Origin of the sequence: Acholeplasma hippikon, from assembly GCF_900660755.1 — a bacterium.
GTDB lineage: Bacteria > Bacillota_I > Bacilli_A > Acholeplasmatales > Acholeplasmataceae > Acholeplasma > Acholeplasma hippikon.
Window position 1 is genome coordinate 922,783 of the sequence record NZ_LR215050.1, and the last position, 19,974, is coordinate 942,756.

The window sequence follows — 19,974 nt, forward strand, 5'->3', positions numbered from 1 at the left end:
ATAAGAGAATGTTAATTTAATCATTGAAATACCCAACTTTCTTATGATTATAAATATCCTAACATAAGATTTTTTAAAAGACAACTAATATATTTAAAACTTCAATTATTTATTTTCTTTTTTTAGTAAATCTCTAATTTCAGTTAATAATTGAATATCAACTGGAATTTCAGGAACAATTGGTTCATCTTGCGCTTGAGCTTCTGCGGCTGCTTGTTCTGCCTCAGTCTTTTCAGCTTCCATTTTCGCTAATTCTTGTGCAACTAATTGTTCTTGAAGTTGTTTTCTTCTAATTAAGAAGAATAGTGCAAAATAAATTGCGAACGCAATAATTAAAAATTCTAAAATAATTTGAATAAAGTTTCCATATTGAATATATACTTTATCAAATTGTGCAACACCATCAACAATAATTTGATTACCTGCATCATCTAATAGTGGTGTTTGGTGAATTAATGCTTTAAGATCTTTAAAATCTACTCCACCTAATAATACCCCTATTGGAGGCATGATAATATCATTAACTAACGATGTAATGATTTTACCAAATGCACCACCAATGATAACCCCAATAGCCATATCGACTACATTACCTTTAGTAATAAAATCTTTGAATCCATGCATGAAGCCCTTTACTTTTGCGCGAACTTTTACTTTTACTTTATCGTCCATTTTTATATATCTCCTTTTTTAGTTCTTTAAAATGGTCAATGATAATACCGTCTTTGAAACGGTGGCGAGCTTGATGCCCTTTACTATAGTATATCATTTTTCCGTTTAAGGCTGTAGCAACTTCATTATCATGAAGTGTATCACCAACAACAAATATTTCATCGCTAACTAATTTATTTTCTTCCACATATTTTTTTGCTAATTCAACCTTTGAATTTGCATAAATATCATTAATGCCTAAAATATCATCAAATAGTGTATCAATTTGATAATGTTTCATTTGTTCTAATAGATTATTATATTTTGACGCTGATAGGACAACAACACGATGTCCTTCCTTCTTCAAATCTAACACCGTTTGTATAAGACCTTCGTGTAGTTTCAAATGCATACTTTGAGGTTGATATCTATTGATAAATCTAACCGCTAATTCTTCAAAACTTGATTTTTTAAAATCAAATCCCGCTTTAATATAATAATCTTTGATTGGGAAATCAAAAATATCTAAATATCGTTCAAGTGTAACTGTTTGATGTCCTTCTTCTACTAACATTTGATTTAAAAGATTGAATGTTAGTTCTAAATCATCAATAATTGTTCCATTAAAATCAAAAAATATTGTCATGTCTAAATCCTTATTTGTGATATGGGTGATTTTTCAGTATTGCAAGTGCTCTATATATTTGTTCAACAAGCATTAAACGCATCAGTTGATGTGGAAAAGTCATTTTTGAAAAACTTAATAGAAAGTTAGCTCTTTGTTTGACTTGGTCTGATAATCCATAAGAGCCACCTATAATAAAAGCAATTGATGATGAATGAAAGGTTTGAACTTTATCTAATAGTTCAGAAAAACCAACACTGTCTAATTGTTTACCTTCGATTGCAAGTGCAATCACGTAATCTTCATTATCTAGTTTAGAAAGAATTTGTTTACCTTCTTTCTCCATACCATTACTATCTTTTTCATCAGGGATTTCAATAATTGAAATATCTTTAATTTGCTTTGTGTAATCATCAATTAAACTCAATAGCTCTTTTTGTTTAATTTTTCCTACTCCAATAACTTTAATTTTCATATTTTTATACCTGCTAATGATTCTTGTGAAGCATATAAAACCTCAATTTTTAATGGATCATCAATGTGTTCAACAATTGCCTTTTCAATATCAAAAATATCGTTGCAATCATCTGAAATATGAGCCACTATCCAGACGGCTTTTTTGGATTTCACAGCTTTGTTAATTATACTTGCTGCATCATCATTTGAAAGGTGTCCGGTTACGCCTAAAATTCGTTGTTTTAGAGAAAAAGGTCGTGATGAATTTAAGAGTTTTTTAGGGTCATGATTGGACTCCAAAATATAAAGGTCTGCATCACTGATTGGTTCAATATAACTTTGATCAACATATCCTGTATCAGTTAATAAAACAACCTTCTTTTGCTCTTTATTAATAAATATAAACCCTACTGGTTCAAACGCATCATGAGATAACATAATTGGTGTGACCTTCATATCTTTAACAAAAAAATCCTCATCTGCCTTAATTATATATATTTGAGGAAGTAGTTCTTTAATCTCATTTGAAAGCGCTTGATACGTTCCTTTTGTTAAAAATACCTCTTTAATTTGACCTTGTTTAAGTAACGTTTTTAATCCTGCTATATGGTCCTGATGCTCATGAGTTAAAAATAAAGTATGAACATTTTGCTCATCTTCTCCATAAGCTTTCATTTTAGCAACCATCTTACTGTAAGTTATGCCTGCATCTATAAAAAAAGTGAAGTTATTTTCTTTCACATATGTCATGTTTCCTTTAGACCCAGATGCTAATACAAATATTTCCATTTAATCACCTACATTTATTGTATCACAGTTAAGTGGACTAAGATATGTAGGAAAACAAGATGATATAAATATCATGAAAAGCAAAAAACGGTTGCAATAATATGTAAAAAATGCTATATTATATTTGCTGTATTTTTTAATCACATTTAAGGAGTGAAAGCATACATGAAAATATTAAAAACGTTATTCTCAGCTAAAAAGATTGCATTATTACTTTTAGTAGCAGCTTTTTCGCTAACGCTTGTCGCATGTAAGGGTCAATCAGGTACACCTTATGGGTCAATTAGTGACAACGCATATTTAACAACAAATGGATACACAGTTACTGAAAAAGAACTTTACGATCAATTACGAGTTTCATCTGTTAGTAGATTAGTTACTTACATTGACGAATTAGTCTTCGAAGACGTTACTATTAACGCTTCAAATTTATCCGATTTTGAGGTTTCAGCATTTGAACAGGAAATCAATACAGCACTTTTCTCATCTGCAACCATCACTGCAAAACAAATTAGCTCATACAGCGATAGAATGATTTCTCAAGCTATCTTGTCATTTGCTGATTCATTTGCTATCTCAAATCCTGGAATTAATAAAGTTGGACTTATTAACTTCCTAGATACAGTTATTGAAAGTGTAATCACAAGAGCGAACGCTGCTGATTTCGACGAAACAGCTGATTTCGTATTCGGATATGTTGATAAGACTGCAAATTCAACATTTGATGCTGTCATCGATTCCTTAATTAAACAATACACTCTAGCTGTTAAGAAAAAAGTTTACGCAAAACAAGTTCTAGGGGATTTTGAAAACGGGGAATTAACAGGTGAATTAGCAGACGAAGATTCATCAGTATACATTTCAGAAGCAAACATCGTTACAGAGTACAGAAACTCAATCGCTGGTAAATACAACGTTTCAGCAGTAATCATTTCATTTGATTCAGTTGCTGAAGGTGAATTAGCTCGTTATAAATTTGCTATCAAATCAAACGCTCGTGGAGAATGGTTCAGAATTCCAAATATTGCTGACCAAGCTATCATCGATCAAATCAAATCTAATACAGATACAACTGGAAGCACACCAATTGCTAAAGCTAAAGATGTATTAGCAAACAAATTAGGATTAGATATTGCAACATTAACTCCAATCGCTTATGATTCAGCTGATTTTGCAACTTACTATTCTAACTACTCTATCAATGGCATAGATGTTGCTTTAGACGATTCTAAAGATAACAACGAAGTATTATCAGTATTCTTAGAAATCTATGACTACTTAAACGGTACTAACTACAACCCAGCTAACATCTCTGATTTAGCTACAGGTACTGCTTTTAGAACTGACTTAGAAAAAGATTTCACTAAGAAATTCACTGATATAGTATTATCATCAAACACAGCTTTAAGATCATACGTATATGGTTTAGATAAAGAATCAATGTACTATGAAACTATTAGTGGTCCAAATGCTGATGGTAAAACTTACGGACGTCCTTACTCACGTCAAGTTCAAACTTACAACAACAACCAATATTTAGTTTATTTATTAAATGATGAACGCGAATCAGATAAAGATGTATTAGACGAAACTGATTCATTAGATATCAAATTCCAAGACAATGATAATGCTCAATCTCAAAGAACTAAAGCATTAGAAAAATTAGTTAAAGCTAGATTAACTTCATCATATGTAACTACTAAAGTTAATGAAAAATATGAAGATATTAAGATTAACATCTATGATCCAATCTTAAGAGAATTCTATGCTAACACTAAAGAATACAATGGTTCTAAAGGTTTCTTAAATAATGAAGTCTTAGCTAAAGTTGGAGATAAAGAAATTAAAGTTGATGACTACTTCGCAGAAGTTACTAAGACTTTAGGATTATCAACTGCTTTAGATAACATCTTAATGAAGAAATTACGTAAAGACTACGGTGCTCAAATCACTGATAAAGAAATGAAGTCTTACAGAGAAAACTTAGAATCAATTCTTAAATCATTCCAATCAGGCGGATTCGCTTCAAACGGATTCCCAGCTTCAATCGGAGTTGACAAATTCTTATTATTAGCAGTTGGTGCTTATGCTCACGATGGTAAGAGCGTAACTGAAGATGCTATCGATAAGATGTATGTTCAATCTAAATTACGTGAATTATTTGAAGAAGATTTAACAGCTCATTATGGAGATGAAACAGTAGCAAATAATATCTATGCTAAATTCGCTGAATTAGCTAAGAAACAACGCGATAACCAAATCGAAATTACTGCTGATCACTTATTAGTGTATGTTGACTTCAACCAAGATGGTACTCCAGATAAACCAACTGATGAGTTAATCGCTCAACAAAACTTTGATGGAATCACTACATTAGCTGAGTTTGAAGAAGTTGTTGCAGAGTTAATCTCAATCTTATCTTCACGTGCTAAACAAAGTGCAAACTTAAAGACTGGTTTACAAACTGTAGCTACTGCTTACAATAACTCAACTAGATTCTCTAAATTCCAAACTGAACAAGAATACTTAGACTTCATCGCTGGTGCTACACCACAAGAAATCTATGACTTCATCAAACACGCTAAAGACTCAGATGTGTTCGGTGTATTCAAACGTTTAGGATTAAAAGTTAAACAAGAATCATTAGGTACAATTTCAAATGCTACAAACTTCCCTGGTCAACAATCAAGTTTAGATGTAGACTTCTTCGATTATGCTATGGCTTTAGGTCAACATATCAAGACTGAAATCATCGAAAATGAAATTGATAAACCAGCTGAATTATTACCATTATTTGCACCAGATTTAACTGCTTCTGATACTCAAGTTGCTGATGCTGCTTATTCAGTTGAAAGAACTCGTTCTTCATTCGGATGGCACATGATCCTTGTTACAGGATACACAACAGAATTATCAGCTAAAGTTGAAGTTGCATCAGGAAATGAATCAACTTACGATTCAACAATCGCTAATCCATTCGTTTCAGGTAAGAAATTATCAGCATTAAATGATACTGATGACTTAACTTGGGAACAAATCTTAATCTTCATCGAAGAATCTAAAGAATTCGAAGGAGACGTAATCACATTACCTACTTCAGTTCAATCAGCTTATAACAAGTACTTCGCTGCAGTTAAGTCTCAATATGATTCATCATATTCACAATTAGAAATTGCATTCAACTACTTATTCGGTAATTCAATTGGAACAGGAAATGCTTCATTAGATGCTCAATTAACAGCATTACGTCAAGCTAACTACAACCAATTCTTCAACTACTCATTCTTCTCAGATTCAGTATTAGAAGATGCCGCTAACGCATCAATCAAACATGTTTATGAAGCAGCTATCAATGAAGAGTATGCTAACGTATACGGTTCATGGTTTGATGTATTAAAATAATTTATCTAAATTAATCAATAAACAAAAAAGAGTTACTTACACAGTAACTCTTTTTTATTGCTTTATTTTAAAAAGATAGATTAGTATAACAAGTGCAACACTGTATAAAATAAAAAAGGTTCATAGAATCTCTTATAATGTAAGTGACCAAACAAACAAAATAAGGAGAAACTATGAACTATCATCATCTTACCATAGAAGAGCGAGCATGTATATTTCAATTTAAGCAAATGGGAATGAAAATTCGTGAAATAGCAAGAGCATTAAAAAGAAATCCATCAACGATTTCAAGAGAACTCAAAAGAAACAGTTATCAAAACAGTAGTAAATATCAACCAACTAGTGCACAAAACAAATATAAATTTAGACGCAAAAAAAGTCACAGACCTAAAATGATTACTAAAGAAATTAAAACATATATAGAAATAAAGTTAAGAGAAAGATGGTCACCAGAACAAATAGCAAAAAGAGAAAAAGATAGGGTCAAAGGATGTCCTTCATTTTCTACAATATACCGATGGATTCATGAATCTATAATCATTGATGGAGATATGAGTAAACTTAGAAGAAAAGGTAAATTTAAACGTCCTCAAGAGACTAGAGGCAGATTTAATATTGGAAAAACCATAAAAAAAACCTAAAGAAGTCCATAAACGAAATATAATAGGTCATTGGGAAGCTGACACTGTAGAGTCTGGAAGATTTGGTCATACAAGGAAGAGTAGGTTCTGTTTCGTAACATTACTTGAAAGAAAATCTCGTATTTATATAGCGAAACTGGTTCCTGATCATACGCATGAAAATGTTAGCAGTGCAATTATTGAAATGTTATCTGAGTATCCTGAAGATTACGTTAAAACTATAACCTGTGATCGAGGTAAAGAATTTTCTGGTTATAAAGAAATTGAAGAAAAATTGAATTGTGACGTATACTTCGCTGACCCATACTGTGCGTGGCAAAAAGGAAGTAATGAAAATACAAATGGATTATTAAGAGAGTTTTATCCAAAAGGTATGGATTTATCTTTAACAAATAATAATGAATTAAGCAGTATATTAAACCTTATGAATAATAGACCACGAAAATGTTTAGGATATAAAACACCATTAGAAGTGATGTATGAATTTTAAATAGTATAAAGTGTCGCACTTGAATTGACAATTCATCAAAAAATAAAAAGCAGATTTTCATCTGCTTATCATCTTTAATCTTATATTTTTGGTTTGTAGAAACGCATTTTATCTAACACGCCAATTGCTTGTGTAAATTCACCTGGTTTAACTTTATCTAGTTCATTACCTAATTCTGTAAACTTAGAATCCATTGTATCAATAAACCATAATAATAATGCTTCACCAGTTTGAGGTTTCTTAGGTGATCCGAATGTTAATTGTCCATGATGAGCAATCATTAAGTGCTTTAATAACATCACTTCTTCAGTATCTTGATAACCAAGTACTAAAGCTGCTTTCTCAATTTCAATTGACCCCATCACTAAATGACCTAATAATAAACCTTCAGTTGTATATTCACCATCTACACCAGTCATTTCATTGATTTTTGAAATATCATGTAAAAGTGTTGCCGCATAAAGTAAATCTTTATTTAAATATGAATAGATATTTACCAGAGGCTCAATCATCTTTAGCATGGTTAACGTATGATATGCTAATCCTCCAACATATGCATGATGGAATTTAGTTGCTGCTGGATGTGTATAGAATACATTTTGATATTTTCTATAAATATTATTGGTTACTTCAAATAAAACTTTATTTTCAATTTTATTTAAGAACACTTCAATTTCTTTCTTCATTACTGATAATGGTAATGGAGCGAAATCATAAAAATTTGATTGAATATTATTAAACGTGTCACTATCTAGCCCTAAGTCTTCAATTGGGCGGATAGCTAATGCGCGATAATTTGTAACTTCTTCTCTTAAATAAGTTTCTAGTTCAAATTCATAAATTTTACCAACTTGTAGGATTGAATCATCTACTTGATCCAATTTAACATTTAATCTAGACTTGTCTTCTAAGATAAGTGAAGTATTGGCATAATTGGCACCTTTATTAATAGAGTCAACTTTTCCTAAAACTTTATTTTGTTGCATCTTTAATTCACCTTCTTATCTTGAAGATATTTATATAAATCTTCTTTTGTGTTGTTAACATTCTTTAATAAAACATCTTCAATCATTTGTTTTCTTAAGTTACCTAACCAAACACCTTGTTTCTTATTTAAAAACTTCATAATTTCATGACTTGTTAAAGCTAAATCTAATTCGCTCTTAACAGGTAAATTATCATATACTTCTTGAATTTTCTTTTCTAAATGTTTAGATCTACCTAAGAAGAAGTTTGCTTTATTTGCTAATAATGAAATTTCTAATCCATATGTATATAGTGTTTTATCATCTGGCATACCATGAACTTTATTAGCTAATTCACTTGCTTTTTGATATTTATTTCTATGTACATTTGAGAATGTCCACTTAGATGGGACAACACCATTGTTTAATGCGAATGATAATGTAAAGAATGTATCAACAAATGGCATTTTATCAAGCGTAGCAACGTATTGAATGCCTTTTTCTAATCCTGGTAATACTTTATCTAATCCTAACTCAACCATTGAATTTAATGCTTTAATTGCGTATTCACCCTTAAGAATCTTTATTAATTCTTGATGAACTCTTTCCATAGCTAATTCAGTAATTGAATGCGTATTATTTTTAATTGCCTCTTTTGTTTGTTCTTCAATTTCAAATCCTAATTTTGATTGGAAATAAATTGCTCTTAACATTCTTAATGCATCTTCATTAAAACGTGTAGTTGGATCACCAATTGCACGAATTAATTTGGCTTCGATGTCTTTTTGTCCATCAACATAATCATAAATATTTTGGAACTCATCCATTAAAATACCATTGATTGTAAAGTCTCTTCTTAATACATCGTCTTTAACATCTTCAGAATAGATTACTGAATCTGGATGTCTAAAGTCCGAAGTAGGTCCATCTAATCTATAAGTTGTAACTTCAAATTTTTCATTGTCATATAAAACAGTTACACTTCCATATTTTAATCCAGTTGGAGCTGTTTTATAAAGTTTCATCACTTCAAAAGGTTTTGCTTTTGTTGTAATGTCAATGTCATTAAATTTTGATTTCATTAAGAAGTCTCTAACAACACCGCCAACCAAGAACGCTTCATGTCCGTTTCTTTTTAAATCTTTGATTAACTTCTTTGCTGTAAATAGACTACTCATTTTTAATTCCTCTAATTCTTTAATTTTCTAAGAAAACTCCGATACCTACAACGTCAGGTCCAATGTGTGCACCAACAACAGGTGTAGATGGTGCTTCATGTAAACCTTTAATTCCAAGTTCTTCTTCTAATATTTCTTCAAAGTATTGTTTTAATGTTGGATTACCCGCATATACAATATGTGCATAAAACTTTTTACCTTCAGTATATGTTTTTACGTAATCAACAACTGATTTTAAGGCAGATTTAATGTTTCTTGTTTTATCTATTGAAACAATCTTACCTTCATTTGTTACCTGTAATACTGGTTTAACTTTTAAAAGTTTACCAAAAAATGCTTTTGCACCAGTTAAACGCCCATTATTTACTAAATGAGTTAAATCATCAACTGCAAATAAAATGGTATTGTTATCTCTCATAAATTCTAAATGCTTAATAACCTCAGGTGTTGTCTTACCTTCTTTGAATAAACGGTCTGCAGTTAATGCGATATAACCTTCAGAGAAACAAACAGTTTTTGTATCAAATACAGTAACCTTTAATTTATCCTCTACCATGAGTGCAGCTTGCCTAATGCTATTGAATGTTCCTGATAATTCTTTGGAAATTGTAGTTACAAATAATTCTTCATATCCAGCTTCAACTAAAGATTCCATATATGAAACAATCTCTCCAATAGCAGGTTGAGATGTTTTTGGAACCCAAGTTGGTTCATTTCTTAGCCTTGCAAAGAATTCATTAGCTTTTACATCTTTACCATCTAATAATTCTTTGTCACCATCTAATAATTTGATTCTAATTATGTCAATATCATGAGGCTTGTCATAATAATCTAGACAAGATGTTGATGTAGATGCCACTTTAACTTTCATCGAAATATCTCCTTTTATCCTAATTAATTATATCAAATTATATGAAAACCTAAAAGAGTAAATCAAAATATGTTATACTTATTTTCGGTGATCATATGTTTTTTCTTAAGAATCCTGTTACAAATACAATAATAATCGAAAAATCAGAGTTCATAGGTGTTATTACACCTATTACATCTCCTGATGAAATTCCTCAAATATTAAAAGATATAAAAAAACAATATCCAAAGGCAACACATTACTGTACTGCCTATGTTTTTGAAAATACTCAAGGATCAAACGATGATGGCGAACCAAGTGGTACAGCTGGTGTTCCTATCTTAGAAATCCTTAATGCGCATCAACTAAAAAATGTATTTGCATGTGTGATTCGTTATTTTGGTGGCATTAAATTAGGCGCTGGCGGACTTATTCGCGCATATGCTCGTGCAACTAAAGAAGCTTTACAAATTGCCTCTATCCTAAAACAGGAAACAACTAAAAATTATCAAGTTACATTTTCTTATGAAAAAATAAATTTAATTGATACATTATTTAAAGACTACATCGTGAATAAAGAATTTTTAACTGATGTAAACTATGATTTACAATTTATCAGTGGCGAAGAATTATTAAAGACATACGAATATTTATTTAAAAAAATAAAAAACCAAGGAACTAAAGAAATCTTAGTTCCCTGGAAATAATTCAATAATATCTAGTAAAAATTTACCTAGTGCATAACTAACTAATACCGTAATGATGAAATACGCTGAATGTATTTCCATCTTGCGGTATTTTTTAAAATACTTTTCTATTTCAAGTGCTTGAAGTATTCTGAAAGTTACGACAAAACTTCCTGCAAAGATACACCAAAAGAGAATATATTTGACTAGGTCAGTCATTATTTTGTACCGAATAATCTATCTCCACAGTCACCAAGTCCTGGGACGATATAGCCTTTTTCATTTAATCTTTCATCCAATGCTGCTAAGTAAATTGGCACATCTGGGTGATCATTTTGAAGTCTTTCAACTCCTTCAGGACAGCCTACTAAACCCACATAACGAACATCAGTTGCTCCTGCTTCTTTTAATTTAGTGATTGCAGCGCTTGCTGAACCACCAGTTGCTAACATTGGATCAATAACAATCACACAACCATTTTTAATTTCTTGTGGAAATTTAGCATAGTAAGTGATTGGCTCTAATGTTTCTTCATTGCGGTATAAGCCAATATGACCTACCTTTGCACTTGGAATCATATCATGAATACCATCAACCATACCTAAACCTGCACGTAAGATTGGTACAATCACTACAGGTTTTTTTAATTCATATACAGTTGTTTTTGTTACTGGTGTTTCAATTTCTTTCGCTTGAAGTTCTAAATCTTTAGTAAGTTCATAGGTGATTAATGCCCCAACTTCTGAAACATTCTCTCTAAAACTTTTCGTAGATGTATTTTTATCACGGATAATTGACATTTTGTGTTCAATTAAAGGGTGTTTCAAAACGGTTACTTTGGGCATATTCTTATTCCTCTTCTTCAATTTTTGCTATTTTTTCGATTCTTATATTGTGTCTTGATTCTTCATGTGCATTTAAAAAAGTGTCGACAAGAAGTTTTGCTTTTTCAGTGTCAGTTGTTCTTTCACCGATAGCAATTACGTTTGCATGATTATGCTCTTTGGCTAATCTTGCAGTTAATTCATCATAAATTAATGCTGCTCTAACACCTTTTACTTTGTTTGCTGCGATACTCATACCAATACCAGTTCCGCAAATTAAGATACCTAAGTCGACTTCGTGTTTAGCAACATTTTCGCCAACCTTTTTACCATAATCAGGATAATCGACTCTATCGACTGAGTTTGTCCCATAATCGACTACTTCATATCCTTTATTTTCTAAATGTTTTATTAGATCTGCTTTTAGATTAAATCCTGCATGATCTGCACCTAAACCTATTTTCATAATCATCACATTCCTTTCAAAGATATTATAACATAAGAAAAAGGCTAAAAAATTATTTTTTAGCCCTTCATTTCTTTAACATACTGACGTTTTCTTTCAGCTGCAGTTAAGTATTTCTTTCTTAATCTAATTGATTTTGGAGTAATTTCAATTAACTCATCATCATTAATGAAATCCATACAAGCTTCTAAACTCATTTCTAAAGGACGTTTTAATACAACTGTAGAATCTTTACCTGCCGAACGCATGTTAGTTAGTTTCTTTTCTTCAACAACATTTACTACTAAATCGTTATCTTTGTTGTGGATACCAACAATCATACCTTCATAAACATCTACTCTTGGTTCTAAGAAGAACATACCACGATCTTCTAAGTGACCAATTGCATATGCAGTTGTCATACCTTGGCTCATTGAAATTAAGGCACCATTTTGTCTATTACCAACTGGCACATTAATTACTGGACGGAAGTCTAAGAAGATGTGTGATAACACACCATAACCTTTCGTTGCAGTTAAGAATTGAGTCATTAATCCAATAATACCACGTGATGGCATATGATAGATTAATCTTGTTTCTGTTTGGCCTTGGTCCATAGAGATAACATCGCCACGACGGTTACCAAGAATTTCCATTACAGACCCTACATAATCATTTGGAACATCGACTTGAACTTCTTCATATGGTTCATGCATCACACCATCAATTTCTTTTAAAATTACTTGTGGACGAGAAACTTGGAATTCAAATCCTTCTCTTCTCATTGATTCAATTAAAATACCTAAGTGTAATTCCCCACGGCCTGAAACCATCCATGATTCAGCACCAGCAGATCTTTCAACTTTTAATGAAACGTCTTTTTGAACTTCTTTGAATAATCTTTCATCAATTTTTGATGCTGTAACAAACTTACCTTCTTTACCTGAGAATGGTGAATTGTTTGTTAAGAATAACATTTGAACTGTTGGTTCATCAATATGTAATAATGGTAATGCTTCTTCTTTACCAACTTCACAAACTGTATCACCAACTTGAATATCAGATAAACCAGCAATCGCTACGATATCTCCAGCGTATGCTTCATCGACTTCAATTTTTGTTAATCCACTATATCTAAATAACTTTTGAATTCTAAATTGTTGAATCTTACCGTCTGCTCTTACTACAGAAACAAATGAGTTTACCTTCATTGTTCCTCTAAATACTTTACCAATACCCATTCTACCAACGAATTCGTTATAGTCAACTAATGCTGGTTGGAATTGTAATGGTCCATCAACAGTAACATTTGGTTTAGGTACATGATTTACAATTGTATCAAGTAATGGTTTCATATTCTTAGCGTTAGATACATCTTCTGTAAATGAAGAAACACCTAATAACCCTGAAGCATAAATAACAGGGAATTCTAATTGTTCTTCTGTTGCGCCTAAGTCAATGAATAAATCAAATACTTGATTGATTGTTTTCTTTGGATCAGCAAATGGTCTATCAATTTTGTTGATTACAACAATAGGTTTTAAGTTTGACTCTAAAGCTTTTCTTAAAACGAATTTTGTTTGAGGCATAACCCCATCTTTTGCATCGACTAATAGTAAAACGCCATCTACTAATTTCATAATACGTTCAACTTCACCACCAAAGTCAGCGTGACCTGGAGTATCCATGATGTTGATTCTATAATCACCATAAATAATTGAAGTTGCTTTCGCTAAAATAGTGATTCCACGTTCACGTTCAATATCATTGCTATCCATTGAACGTTCTTGCATTGCTTGATTTGCTCTGAATGTTTCTGATTGTTGTAATAACTTATCGACCAAAGTGGTTTTACCATGGTCTACGTGTGCAATAATTGCGACATTTCTAATTTCCATTTTTCATCATCCTTTTTTAAACCTTTTTTATTTTATCACAATAATAAAAAAACTCCACGTAATATGTAGAGTTTTTTTGGTTTTATTTACATAAAATTAATCAATACGTAATTTTTCACAACTTGTATCACTATAATTGATAACTAATGAACTTATTATGTACTTTTGCTTATTTTAAGACGCCGTTTAGTCCTACAAAAGTCATGCGGTCTTTGCCTTGCATATCTTTCTTTTGTCTAATCGTAGCATTTGGGAAATACTTAAGTGCAATTGCTTTGATTGCTTCACTTTGCGTATATCCATGTTCAAATGCAATAAGTGCTTTATCTTTTAAATATTTGCTTGCGCATGAAAGGATAATTTCATATGGATTTAAACCATCTAAACCACCAAATAATGCAATACTTGGTTCTTTTTCAACGATATCTTGTACTGCTTCATGATCGGGAATATATGGAGGATTTGCAACAATAATATCAAATTTACCATCAATTTGGTCAAACCAGTTTGAAACTTTAAAATTCACTTTAGCACCTAATTCATCATTATTTGCTAATGCTACTTTTAATGCATCTTCAGAAATATCTGATGCTGTTACATTCATGTTAGGTTCTTCTAATGATAACGTTACTGAAATACATCCACTTCCAGTTCCTAAATCCAAGACATCAACTTCATTTCCTTCAAAATATTCATCATAAATTGATAGAACTTCCTCAACTAATTCTTCAGTTTCTCTTCTTGGAATTAAAACATCATTGTTCACTTTAAACTTATAGCCATAGAAATATGAGAATCCTAAAATATGTTGAACAGGGATTGATTCGAAGATATATTTTCTGGCTGCTTCATCAACCATTTGGATGAATGATTCATTCATCTCAGTTTTTAAGTTTAAATAAAATTGAGAAGGTGTATAGAAAGAAAGCTCCATAATTAACCATTTAATTGATTCTGGTTCTTTATTATTTTCGATTGCTAACTTCTCATAAGTTTGAATTACTTTTTCTAATTTCAAATTTCTTCTCCTTGTAATTGACGTTTTTGATATTCATTAATTAATGGATCAATAATTAAGTCAATTCTCCCTTCCATAATCACATCTAGTCTATTTAATGTTAACCCAATTCTATGGTCAGTCACACGGTTTTGTGGGTAGTTATATGTTCTAATCTTTTCACTACGATCTCCACGCCCAGCTAATGCTTTTCTATTTGCGCCTTCTTTTTCCATTTGTTCTTGTAAGAACTTATCGTAAATTCTAGCCACTAATAATTTATATGCACGGTCTTTATTTTCATGTTGGCTTCGTTCTTCTTGAGAAGATACCACAATTCCAGTTGGAATGTGTGTTAAACGTACAGCTGAGTAAGTCGTATTAACTGATTGCCCCCCTGCTCCACTTGATTGGAATGTATCAAATCTAATATCTTCCCATTTAACATCATATTCAATTTCATCTTGTTCAGGAATTGCTAATACAACTGCTGTTGATGTATGTACTCTACCTTGTGATTCGGTTGCCGGTACACGTTGAACACGATGTACACCTGATTCATACTTTAAATAAGAATATACTGAATCACCTGATACTGAAAATTCGATTGAGGCAAACCCTCCCATTGCACCGTGTGAAACGTTTAATAGTGAAATCTTCCAACCTTTTGCTTCAGCTAATTTTGAATACATTCTAAATAAATCACCAGCAAAGATGTTACCTTCATCACCACCAGCAGCACCTTTAATTTCCATGATAACGTCTTTATCATCATTCGGGTCTTTTGGTAATAATAATATCTTTAATTTGGCTTCTAATTCTTCAAGTTTAGCTGTTAATTCTTTTGCTTCTTGTTTTGCTGCTTCAATAAACGTTTGGTCTTCTTCGATTTCTAAAATCTCTTTAATATCATTTAATTGTTTTTCAGCCTCAAGATAATTATCATAAGTTTCAACTGTTTCTTCTAATGATCTAGATTCTTTCATTAACTTTGTAATTTCTTTTACATCGGTAATGCCGGATTGTAACTTTTCTTGAATTTTTTCATATGTTTCTTTAATAACTTTTAATCGATCAAACATGTGATTCTCCTTCGTTAAATTGCGCGTTAAATAATGAGTGGTAATAACCATTTAGACTCATCAATGATTCATGAGTGCCTTGCTCTACTATTTTACCATCATTCATGACGATAATGACATCAGAATCCATGATGGTTTGTAGTCGGTGAGCAATCATAAATGTTGTTTTCCCCTTCATTAATTCCTTAAAGGCATCTGAAATTTGCTTTTCCATTACAGAGTCAATATGAGATGTTGCCTCATCTAAAATAACAACTGATGGATTCATTAAAATTGCTCTAGCAATTGTGATTAATTGTTTTTGTCCTACAGAAATTACACCTTTTTCTTCATATTGTGTATTATATCCATCTTTTAATTTTGAAATGAAATCATGACATCCTGCAAGTTTAGCAGCAGCTACAACTTCTTCATAACTTGCATCTTTTTTTCCATAACTTATATTTTCAAATAATGTTCCATTAAATAACCAAGGCTCTTGCAAAATAAGCCCGTATTGGCGTCTAAAACTATTTTTCTTAAGTGTATTGATATCGTAACCATCTAAAAGGATTTCACCTTTATTTACCCTGTAGAATCGCATTAAAAGGTTAATGATGGTTGATTTTCCTGCACCTGTTTTACCAACAATTCCAACCTTCATACCTTTTTTAACTGATAAGTTGAAATTTTTAATTAAATTTTGGTTTTCTCGGTAACTAAAGTCAACATTCCTAAACTCAATTTCTCCATCAAGCTGTTTATTTAACGCTTCTTTACCATCTGTATCACGCTCTAACTCTCTAACAACTTCATCAATTTTTCTATACGCTGTTGAAGCTAAAATAAATTGTGATGTGTAATTAGATAAGTCATTTACAGGTCGATAAAACATTGTACCATAAACTAAAATAGATGAGAATGTACCAACTTGAACAATGACGTTATTAAAGTTTAAGACCGCAAATAAAATACCTAATAATAAATAACTTGTGTTAGAAATTAATCTGAATGTTGGGTTATTAATACTCGATAGGAAATAACTTTTATTTAAAACATCATAATATTCTGTTTGTTCTTTTTTGAATTTTCTCTTAATTTCTTCTTCGTAATTATAGTTTGAAATTAAGGTATGATTTGAAAATGCCTCATCTGCTTGTTTAGATAAATTTCCTGATAAACGTTGCGTTTCTTTAAAGTATTTGGCAACTCCTCGTGTTGAATACTTGGTATACATAAACATTACAGGAACCATCACTACAACTACAATAGCGAATAAATAGTTTAAATAAATTAGCATACCTAACGTAAAGATAATTGTTACAATACCAGGAACGAAATAAATAAAGAAGTATGAAATGGCATCATAAATCATATCCATTTGTAAACTCATCTTCATCATCATATCGCCCGATTGAAGCCCATTAATCTTACTATATTTTGCTTTTTGAACATCTTCCATTACTTTTGCACGGTAATTAGACACGATATGAATCGTATATAAATAGCTACTCTTATTTGATAACCATAATAAGAAAGATCCTACTGCATATAAAATACCTGCAACAATTAAGTTTCTTAAAACTAAATCAAGATTAACTTGATCTTTTCCAATCATATATTCAACCGCAAACCCAACAAATAATGGGGCGAGTAATGTAGAAATGTTACCAATAAAAGCCGTTATGATATTAATTAATAAATATTTTTTAGCGCCTTCTGCGTAAGTGGTTAATTTTAAAAATTCAAACATTATTTCACCTCCGCAATTTCAACTTGGCTTTGATAAATTTTGTTGAATGTATTAGATGTTTCTTTTAGTTCTTCCATTGTACCTATTGCTTCAACTAAGCCATTCTTGACAACCATGATACGGTCGGCAATAGCTAATGTATTTAAACGTGATGCAGCAATAAAGATAATTGGCTTTTGTGCTAATTTTTTTACATTGTTTTTGATTGTGTTTTGTGTATGATTATCTAAAGATGCTAAACTATCATCCATAATAATTACATCTGGTTTTCTAATTAAAGCTCTAGCAATATTTAAGCGTTGGCGTTGACCACCTGAGAAGTTAGCACCATCCTTTAAAACTTCTCTATCTAACTCGCTTTGTGGAAGTTCAAATGCGGCTAACTTTAATGCCTCCATTAAGGCTTCATCTTTATATGTTTTATTCATGCTTAAATTACTTCTGACAGTCCCCATGAGTAACATATTTTTTTGATCAATAAACCCAACTTTTTCTTTAATACTTTCTTTTGAATAATTCTTATAATCAATTCTGTTAAATAAAACTGTTCCATCTACTGGTTCAATTAATCGGTTAACTAATTTTAGAATTGTTGATTTACCAGACCCTGTTAAACCTAAAATTCCAATAATTTCATTTTCTTTAACAGTAAAACTTACATTCTTTAAAAAATCACTTTGATCTGGATAATGATAACTTACGTTCTTAAATTCAATTTCTTTTATTTTGTCTTTTAATAGTTCATTACTATTTTCTTTGTTTTCTAATGTTAAAACTGCACGAATTCTTGCGTTTGCAGTAATTGTACGTGCATAAAGTAACATTAAGTTAAAGATACCTAATACTGATAAAATAAGGTTCGTTGTATAGTTAATCATTGAAATGACTTGACCTTGTGTCATATCACCAATGTTAATACTGATGCCCGCCATATAAATCATTAGCACCAAACTAACATTTAAAATCGCAGAAACGAGTGGAGAACCTAAACTTGAAATATTAGATAATTTTCTTTGTAGTTTAACAATTGTGCTTTGCTTTTTATTGAAACGATTTAATTCATAGTCTGATTGAACAAAAGCTTGAATTGATTGAATACCATCTATATTTTCTTTTACAATAACACTCATTCTATCGTTTTCAATTTGTAATTGATGGTTATTTCTAATGAGCATCATCACGATAAATAAAACGAGAACTAATACAATTGGTAAAACAAGCATAAATACTACTGCTATTTTATGTGCTGTAATTAATAAAGCAACAATACTACCTATCATTAAAAAAGGCGCACGTGATGCGATACGCATCGTCATAGCCAAAGCATTTGATGTTTGCAAAACATCATTATTTAATCTGTTTAATAGACTTGATGAAGAAAACTTGCTTCGATTTTCATGATCAAAATCAATTACTTTATCAAATAAAGCTAATCTTAGTTGATGTGCATAATCTTGTGATACTCTAGCAACTAAGAAATGCGCAAAGACAGTACTCAAATATCCTAAGAGTGAAAAAATCCCAATTAAAATAAGCATAAAATAAGTTGTTTTACTATTTTGTTTTCCTACACCCTCATCAAGCATGATTCCCATAAAGATTGGTACAAAAAGTTCTAAAACAACTTCAATTAACTTAGAAAAAGTACCTAATGCTAATAAACCTTTATGATGAACATAATCTCTCAATTTCATGTAATTTCACCTTCTAATCCAATATATTTTATCACATTCAAATTGATTTTTAGACAAAAACTGAATAGTAGGGTATAATTAAGGTATAAATACGGAGGTGTTAATTATGACAGACTTACAGAAGCAATTAAACAAACAAGTTGCTAACTTTCAAGTTTTAAATGTGAAACTTCACCATTTTCATTGGTATGTTAAAGGACCTAACTTCTTTACCTTACATGCGAAATTTGAAGAGTTGTATGAGATGGTGAATGAATATTATGATTCATTTGCAGAAAGATTATTAACCATTGGTGGAAAACCTGCTACAAAGATGCAAACGTATTTAGAACTTTCATCAATCAGTGAAACTTCTACATATGACAGTTTAGAAATGGTCGATGAATTAATCAAAGACTTTAAACTCGTTGTTTTAGAATTAAAAGAATTAACTGTCTTAGCTCAAGACCATGAAGATGAACAAACAGCCGACCTTGCAATCACAACTGCGGAAGCACTTGAGAAACATATTTGGATGCTCCGTGCATTCTTAGGATAAAAAGAAAAACCTAGTTCATATTAATTTGAAC

Annotated in this window: 18 protein-coding genes and 1 pseudogene; 4 read left to right on the forward strand and 15 right to left on the reverse strand. The window is 31.1% G+C overall.

Going from position 1 to position 19,974, the window contains the following annotated elements:
- Positions 1-105: 105 nt before the first annotated feature.
- Genes mscL through EXC59_RS04475 form a run of 4 tightly spaced genes read right to left on the reverse strand, consistent with a single transcriptional unit; the run spans position 106 to position 2,521 of the window.
- The gene (gene mscL, locus EXC59_RS04460; protein ID WP_051658949.1) at positions 106-672 is read right to left on the reverse strand and encodes a large conductance mechanosensitive channel protein MscL; all 567 of its coding nucleotides are present in this window, start codon (positions 670-672) and stop codon (positions 106-108) included.
- Positions 662-1,297 carry an HAD family hydrolase gene (locus EXC59_RS04465; protein ID WP_051658950.1) on the reverse strand — a complete coding sequence of 212 codons (636 nt, stop codon included), beginning with the start codon at positions 1,295-1,297 and terminating at the stop codon, positions 662-664. The genes mscL and EXC59_RS04465 overlap by 11 nt, the downstream gene beginning before the upstream one ends.
- Positions 1,298-1,307: 10 nt before the next feature.
- The gene (rlmH, locus tag EXC59_RS04470) at positions 1,308-1,751 is read right to left on the reverse strand and encodes a 23S rRNA (pseudouridine(1915)-N(3))-methyltransferase RlmH (protein WP_035368519.1); all 444 of its coding nucleotides are present in this window, start codon (positions 1,749-1,751) and stop codon (positions 1,308-1,310) included.
- Positions 1,748-2,521 carry an MBL fold metallo-hydrolase gene (locus EXC59_RS04475; protein WP_162163917.1) on the reverse strand — a complete coding sequence of 258 codons (774 nt, stop codon included), beginning with the start codon at positions 2,519-2,521 and terminating at the stop codon, positions 1,748-1,750. The genes rlmH and EXC59_RS04475 overlap by 4 nt, the downstream gene beginning before the upstream one ends.
- Positions 2,522-2,686: 165 nt before the next feature.
- Between EXC59_RS04475 and EXC59_RS04480 the strand changes: the two genes are divergently transcribed.
- Together EXC59_RS04480 and EXC59_RS04485 are read left to right on the forward strand one after the other, a co-directional pair.
- On the forward strand, positions 2,687-5,923 hold the full coding sequence (locus EXC59_RS04480) for a hypothetical protein (RefSeq protein WP_035368521.1): 3,237 nt from the start codon (positions 2,687-2,689) through the stop codon (positions 5,921-5,923).
- Positions 5,924-6,096: 173 nt separating this feature from the next.
- Positions 6,097-7,054, forward strand: a pseudogene (locus tag EXC59_RS04485) (IS30 family transposase).
- A gap of 80 nt (positions 7,055-7,134) precedes the next feature.
- On the opposite strand, the gene EXC59_RS04490 reads toward EXC59_RS04485, so the two are convergent.
- From EXC59_RS04490 to EXC59_RS04500, 3 genes are read right to left on the reverse strand one after another with little or no spacing between them, the layout of a single operon-like run.
- Positions 7,135-8,040 carry an HD domain-containing protein gene (locus EXC59_RS04490; protein ID WP_084145092.1) on the reverse strand — a complete coding sequence of 302 codons (906 nt, stop codon included), beginning with the start codon at positions 8,038-8,040 and terminating at the stop codon, positions 7,135-7,137.
- A gap of 2 nt (positions 8,041-8,042) precedes the next feature.
- Positions 8,043-9,197 carry a CCA tRNA nucleotidyltransferase gene (locus EXC59_RS04495; RefSeq protein WP_035368522.1) on the reverse strand — a complete coding sequence of 385 codons (1,155 nt, stop codon included), beginning with the start codon at positions 9,195-9,197 and terminating at the stop codon, positions 8,043-8,045.
- 19 nt (positions 9,198-9,216) lie between these two features.
- Positions 9,217-10,068, reverse strand: coding sequence for a DegV family protein (locus EXC59_RS04500; protein WP_035368523.1), 852 nt, complete (start codon positions 10,066-10,068; stop codon positions 9,217-9,219).
- 95 nt (positions 10,069-10,163) lie between these two features.
- Between EXC59_RS04500 and EXC59_RS04505 the strand changes: the two genes are divergently transcribed.
- Positions 10,164-10,754 carry an IMPACT family protein gene (locus EXC59_RS04505; RefSeq protein WP_051658953.1) on the forward strand — a complete coding sequence of 197 codons (591 nt, stop codon included), beginning with the start codon at positions 10,164-10,166 and terminating at the stop codon, positions 10,752-10,754.
- On the opposite strand, the gene EXC59_RS04510 is transcribed toward EXC59_RS04505, so the two are convergent.
- The 8 genes from EXC59_RS04510 to EXC59_RS04545 form a co-directional block, all read right to left on the reverse strand.
- Positions 10,737-10,952 (reverse strand): DUF1146 family protein, encoded by a 216-nt coding sequence (locus tag EXC59_RS04510; protein ID WP_035368525.1) that lies wholly within the window; start codon positions 10,950-10,952, stop codon positions 10,737-10,739. The genes EXC59_RS04505 and EXC59_RS04510 overlap by 18 nt on opposite strands.
- Entirely contained in the window at positions 10,952-11,578 is a 627-nt protein-coding gene (gene upp / locus EXC59_RS04515; RefSeq protein WP_035368526.1) for a uracil phosphoribosyltransferase, read from the reverse strand. The genes EXC59_RS04510 and upp overlap by 1 nt, the downstream gene beginning before the upstream one ends.
- Positions 11,579-11,582: 4 nt before the next feature.
- Positions 11,583-12,023 (reverse strand): ribose 5-phosphate isomerase B, encoded by a 441-nt coding sequence (gene rpiB / locus EXC59_RS04520; protein WP_035368528.1) that lies wholly within the window; start codon positions 12,021-12,023, stop codon positions 11,583-11,585.
- Positions 12,024-12,082: 59 nt separating this feature from the next.
- A complete protein-coding gene (gene typA, locus EXC59_RS04525) occupies positions 12,083-13,900 on the reverse strand; it encodes a translational GTPase TypA (protein WP_035368529.1) in 1,818 nt (605 codons plus the stop codon).
- 169 nt (positions 13,901-14,069) lie between these two features.
- Positions 14,070-14,918, reverse strand: a complete 849-nt coding sequence (prmC, locus tag EXC59_RS04530; RefSeq protein WP_035368531.1) for a peptide chain release factor N(5)-glutamine methyltransferase — start codon at positions 14,916-14,918, stop codon at positions 14,070-14,072.
- Entirely contained in the window at positions 14,915-15,979 is a 1,065-nt protein-coding gene (prfA, locus tag EXC59_RS04535; RefSeq protein ID WP_162163918.1) for a peptide chain release factor 1, read from the reverse strand. The genes prmC and prfA overlap by 4 nt, the downstream gene beginning before the upstream one ends.
- Positions 15,972-17,711 (reverse strand): ABC transporter ATP-binding protein, encoded by a 1,740-nt coding sequence (locus tag EXC59_RS04540; RefSeq protein WP_162163919.1) that lies wholly within the window; start codon positions 17,709-17,711, stop codon positions 15,972-15,974. Before EXC59_RS04540 ends, prfA begins: the two co-directional genes overlap by 8 nt.
- On the reverse strand, positions 17,711-19,405 hold the full coding sequence (locus EXC59_RS04545; RefSeq protein WP_035368534.1) for an ABC transporter ATP-binding protein: 1,695 nt from the start codon (positions 19,403-19,405) through the stop codon (positions 17,711-17,713). The genes EXC59_RS04540 and EXC59_RS04545 overlap by 1 nt, the downstream gene beginning before the upstream one ends.
- Positions 19,406-19,511: 106 nt before the next feature.
- On the opposite strand from EXC59_RS04545, the gene EXC59_RS04550 reads away from it, so the two are divergent.
- The gene (locus EXC59_RS04550) at positions 19,512-19,943 is read left to right on the forward strand and encodes a Dps family protein (RefSeq protein ID WP_197723485.1); all 432 of its coding nucleotides are present in this window, start codon (positions 19,512-19,514) and stop codon (positions 19,941-19,943) included.
- The last annotated feature ends 31 nt before the right edge of the window (positions 19,944-19,974 follow it).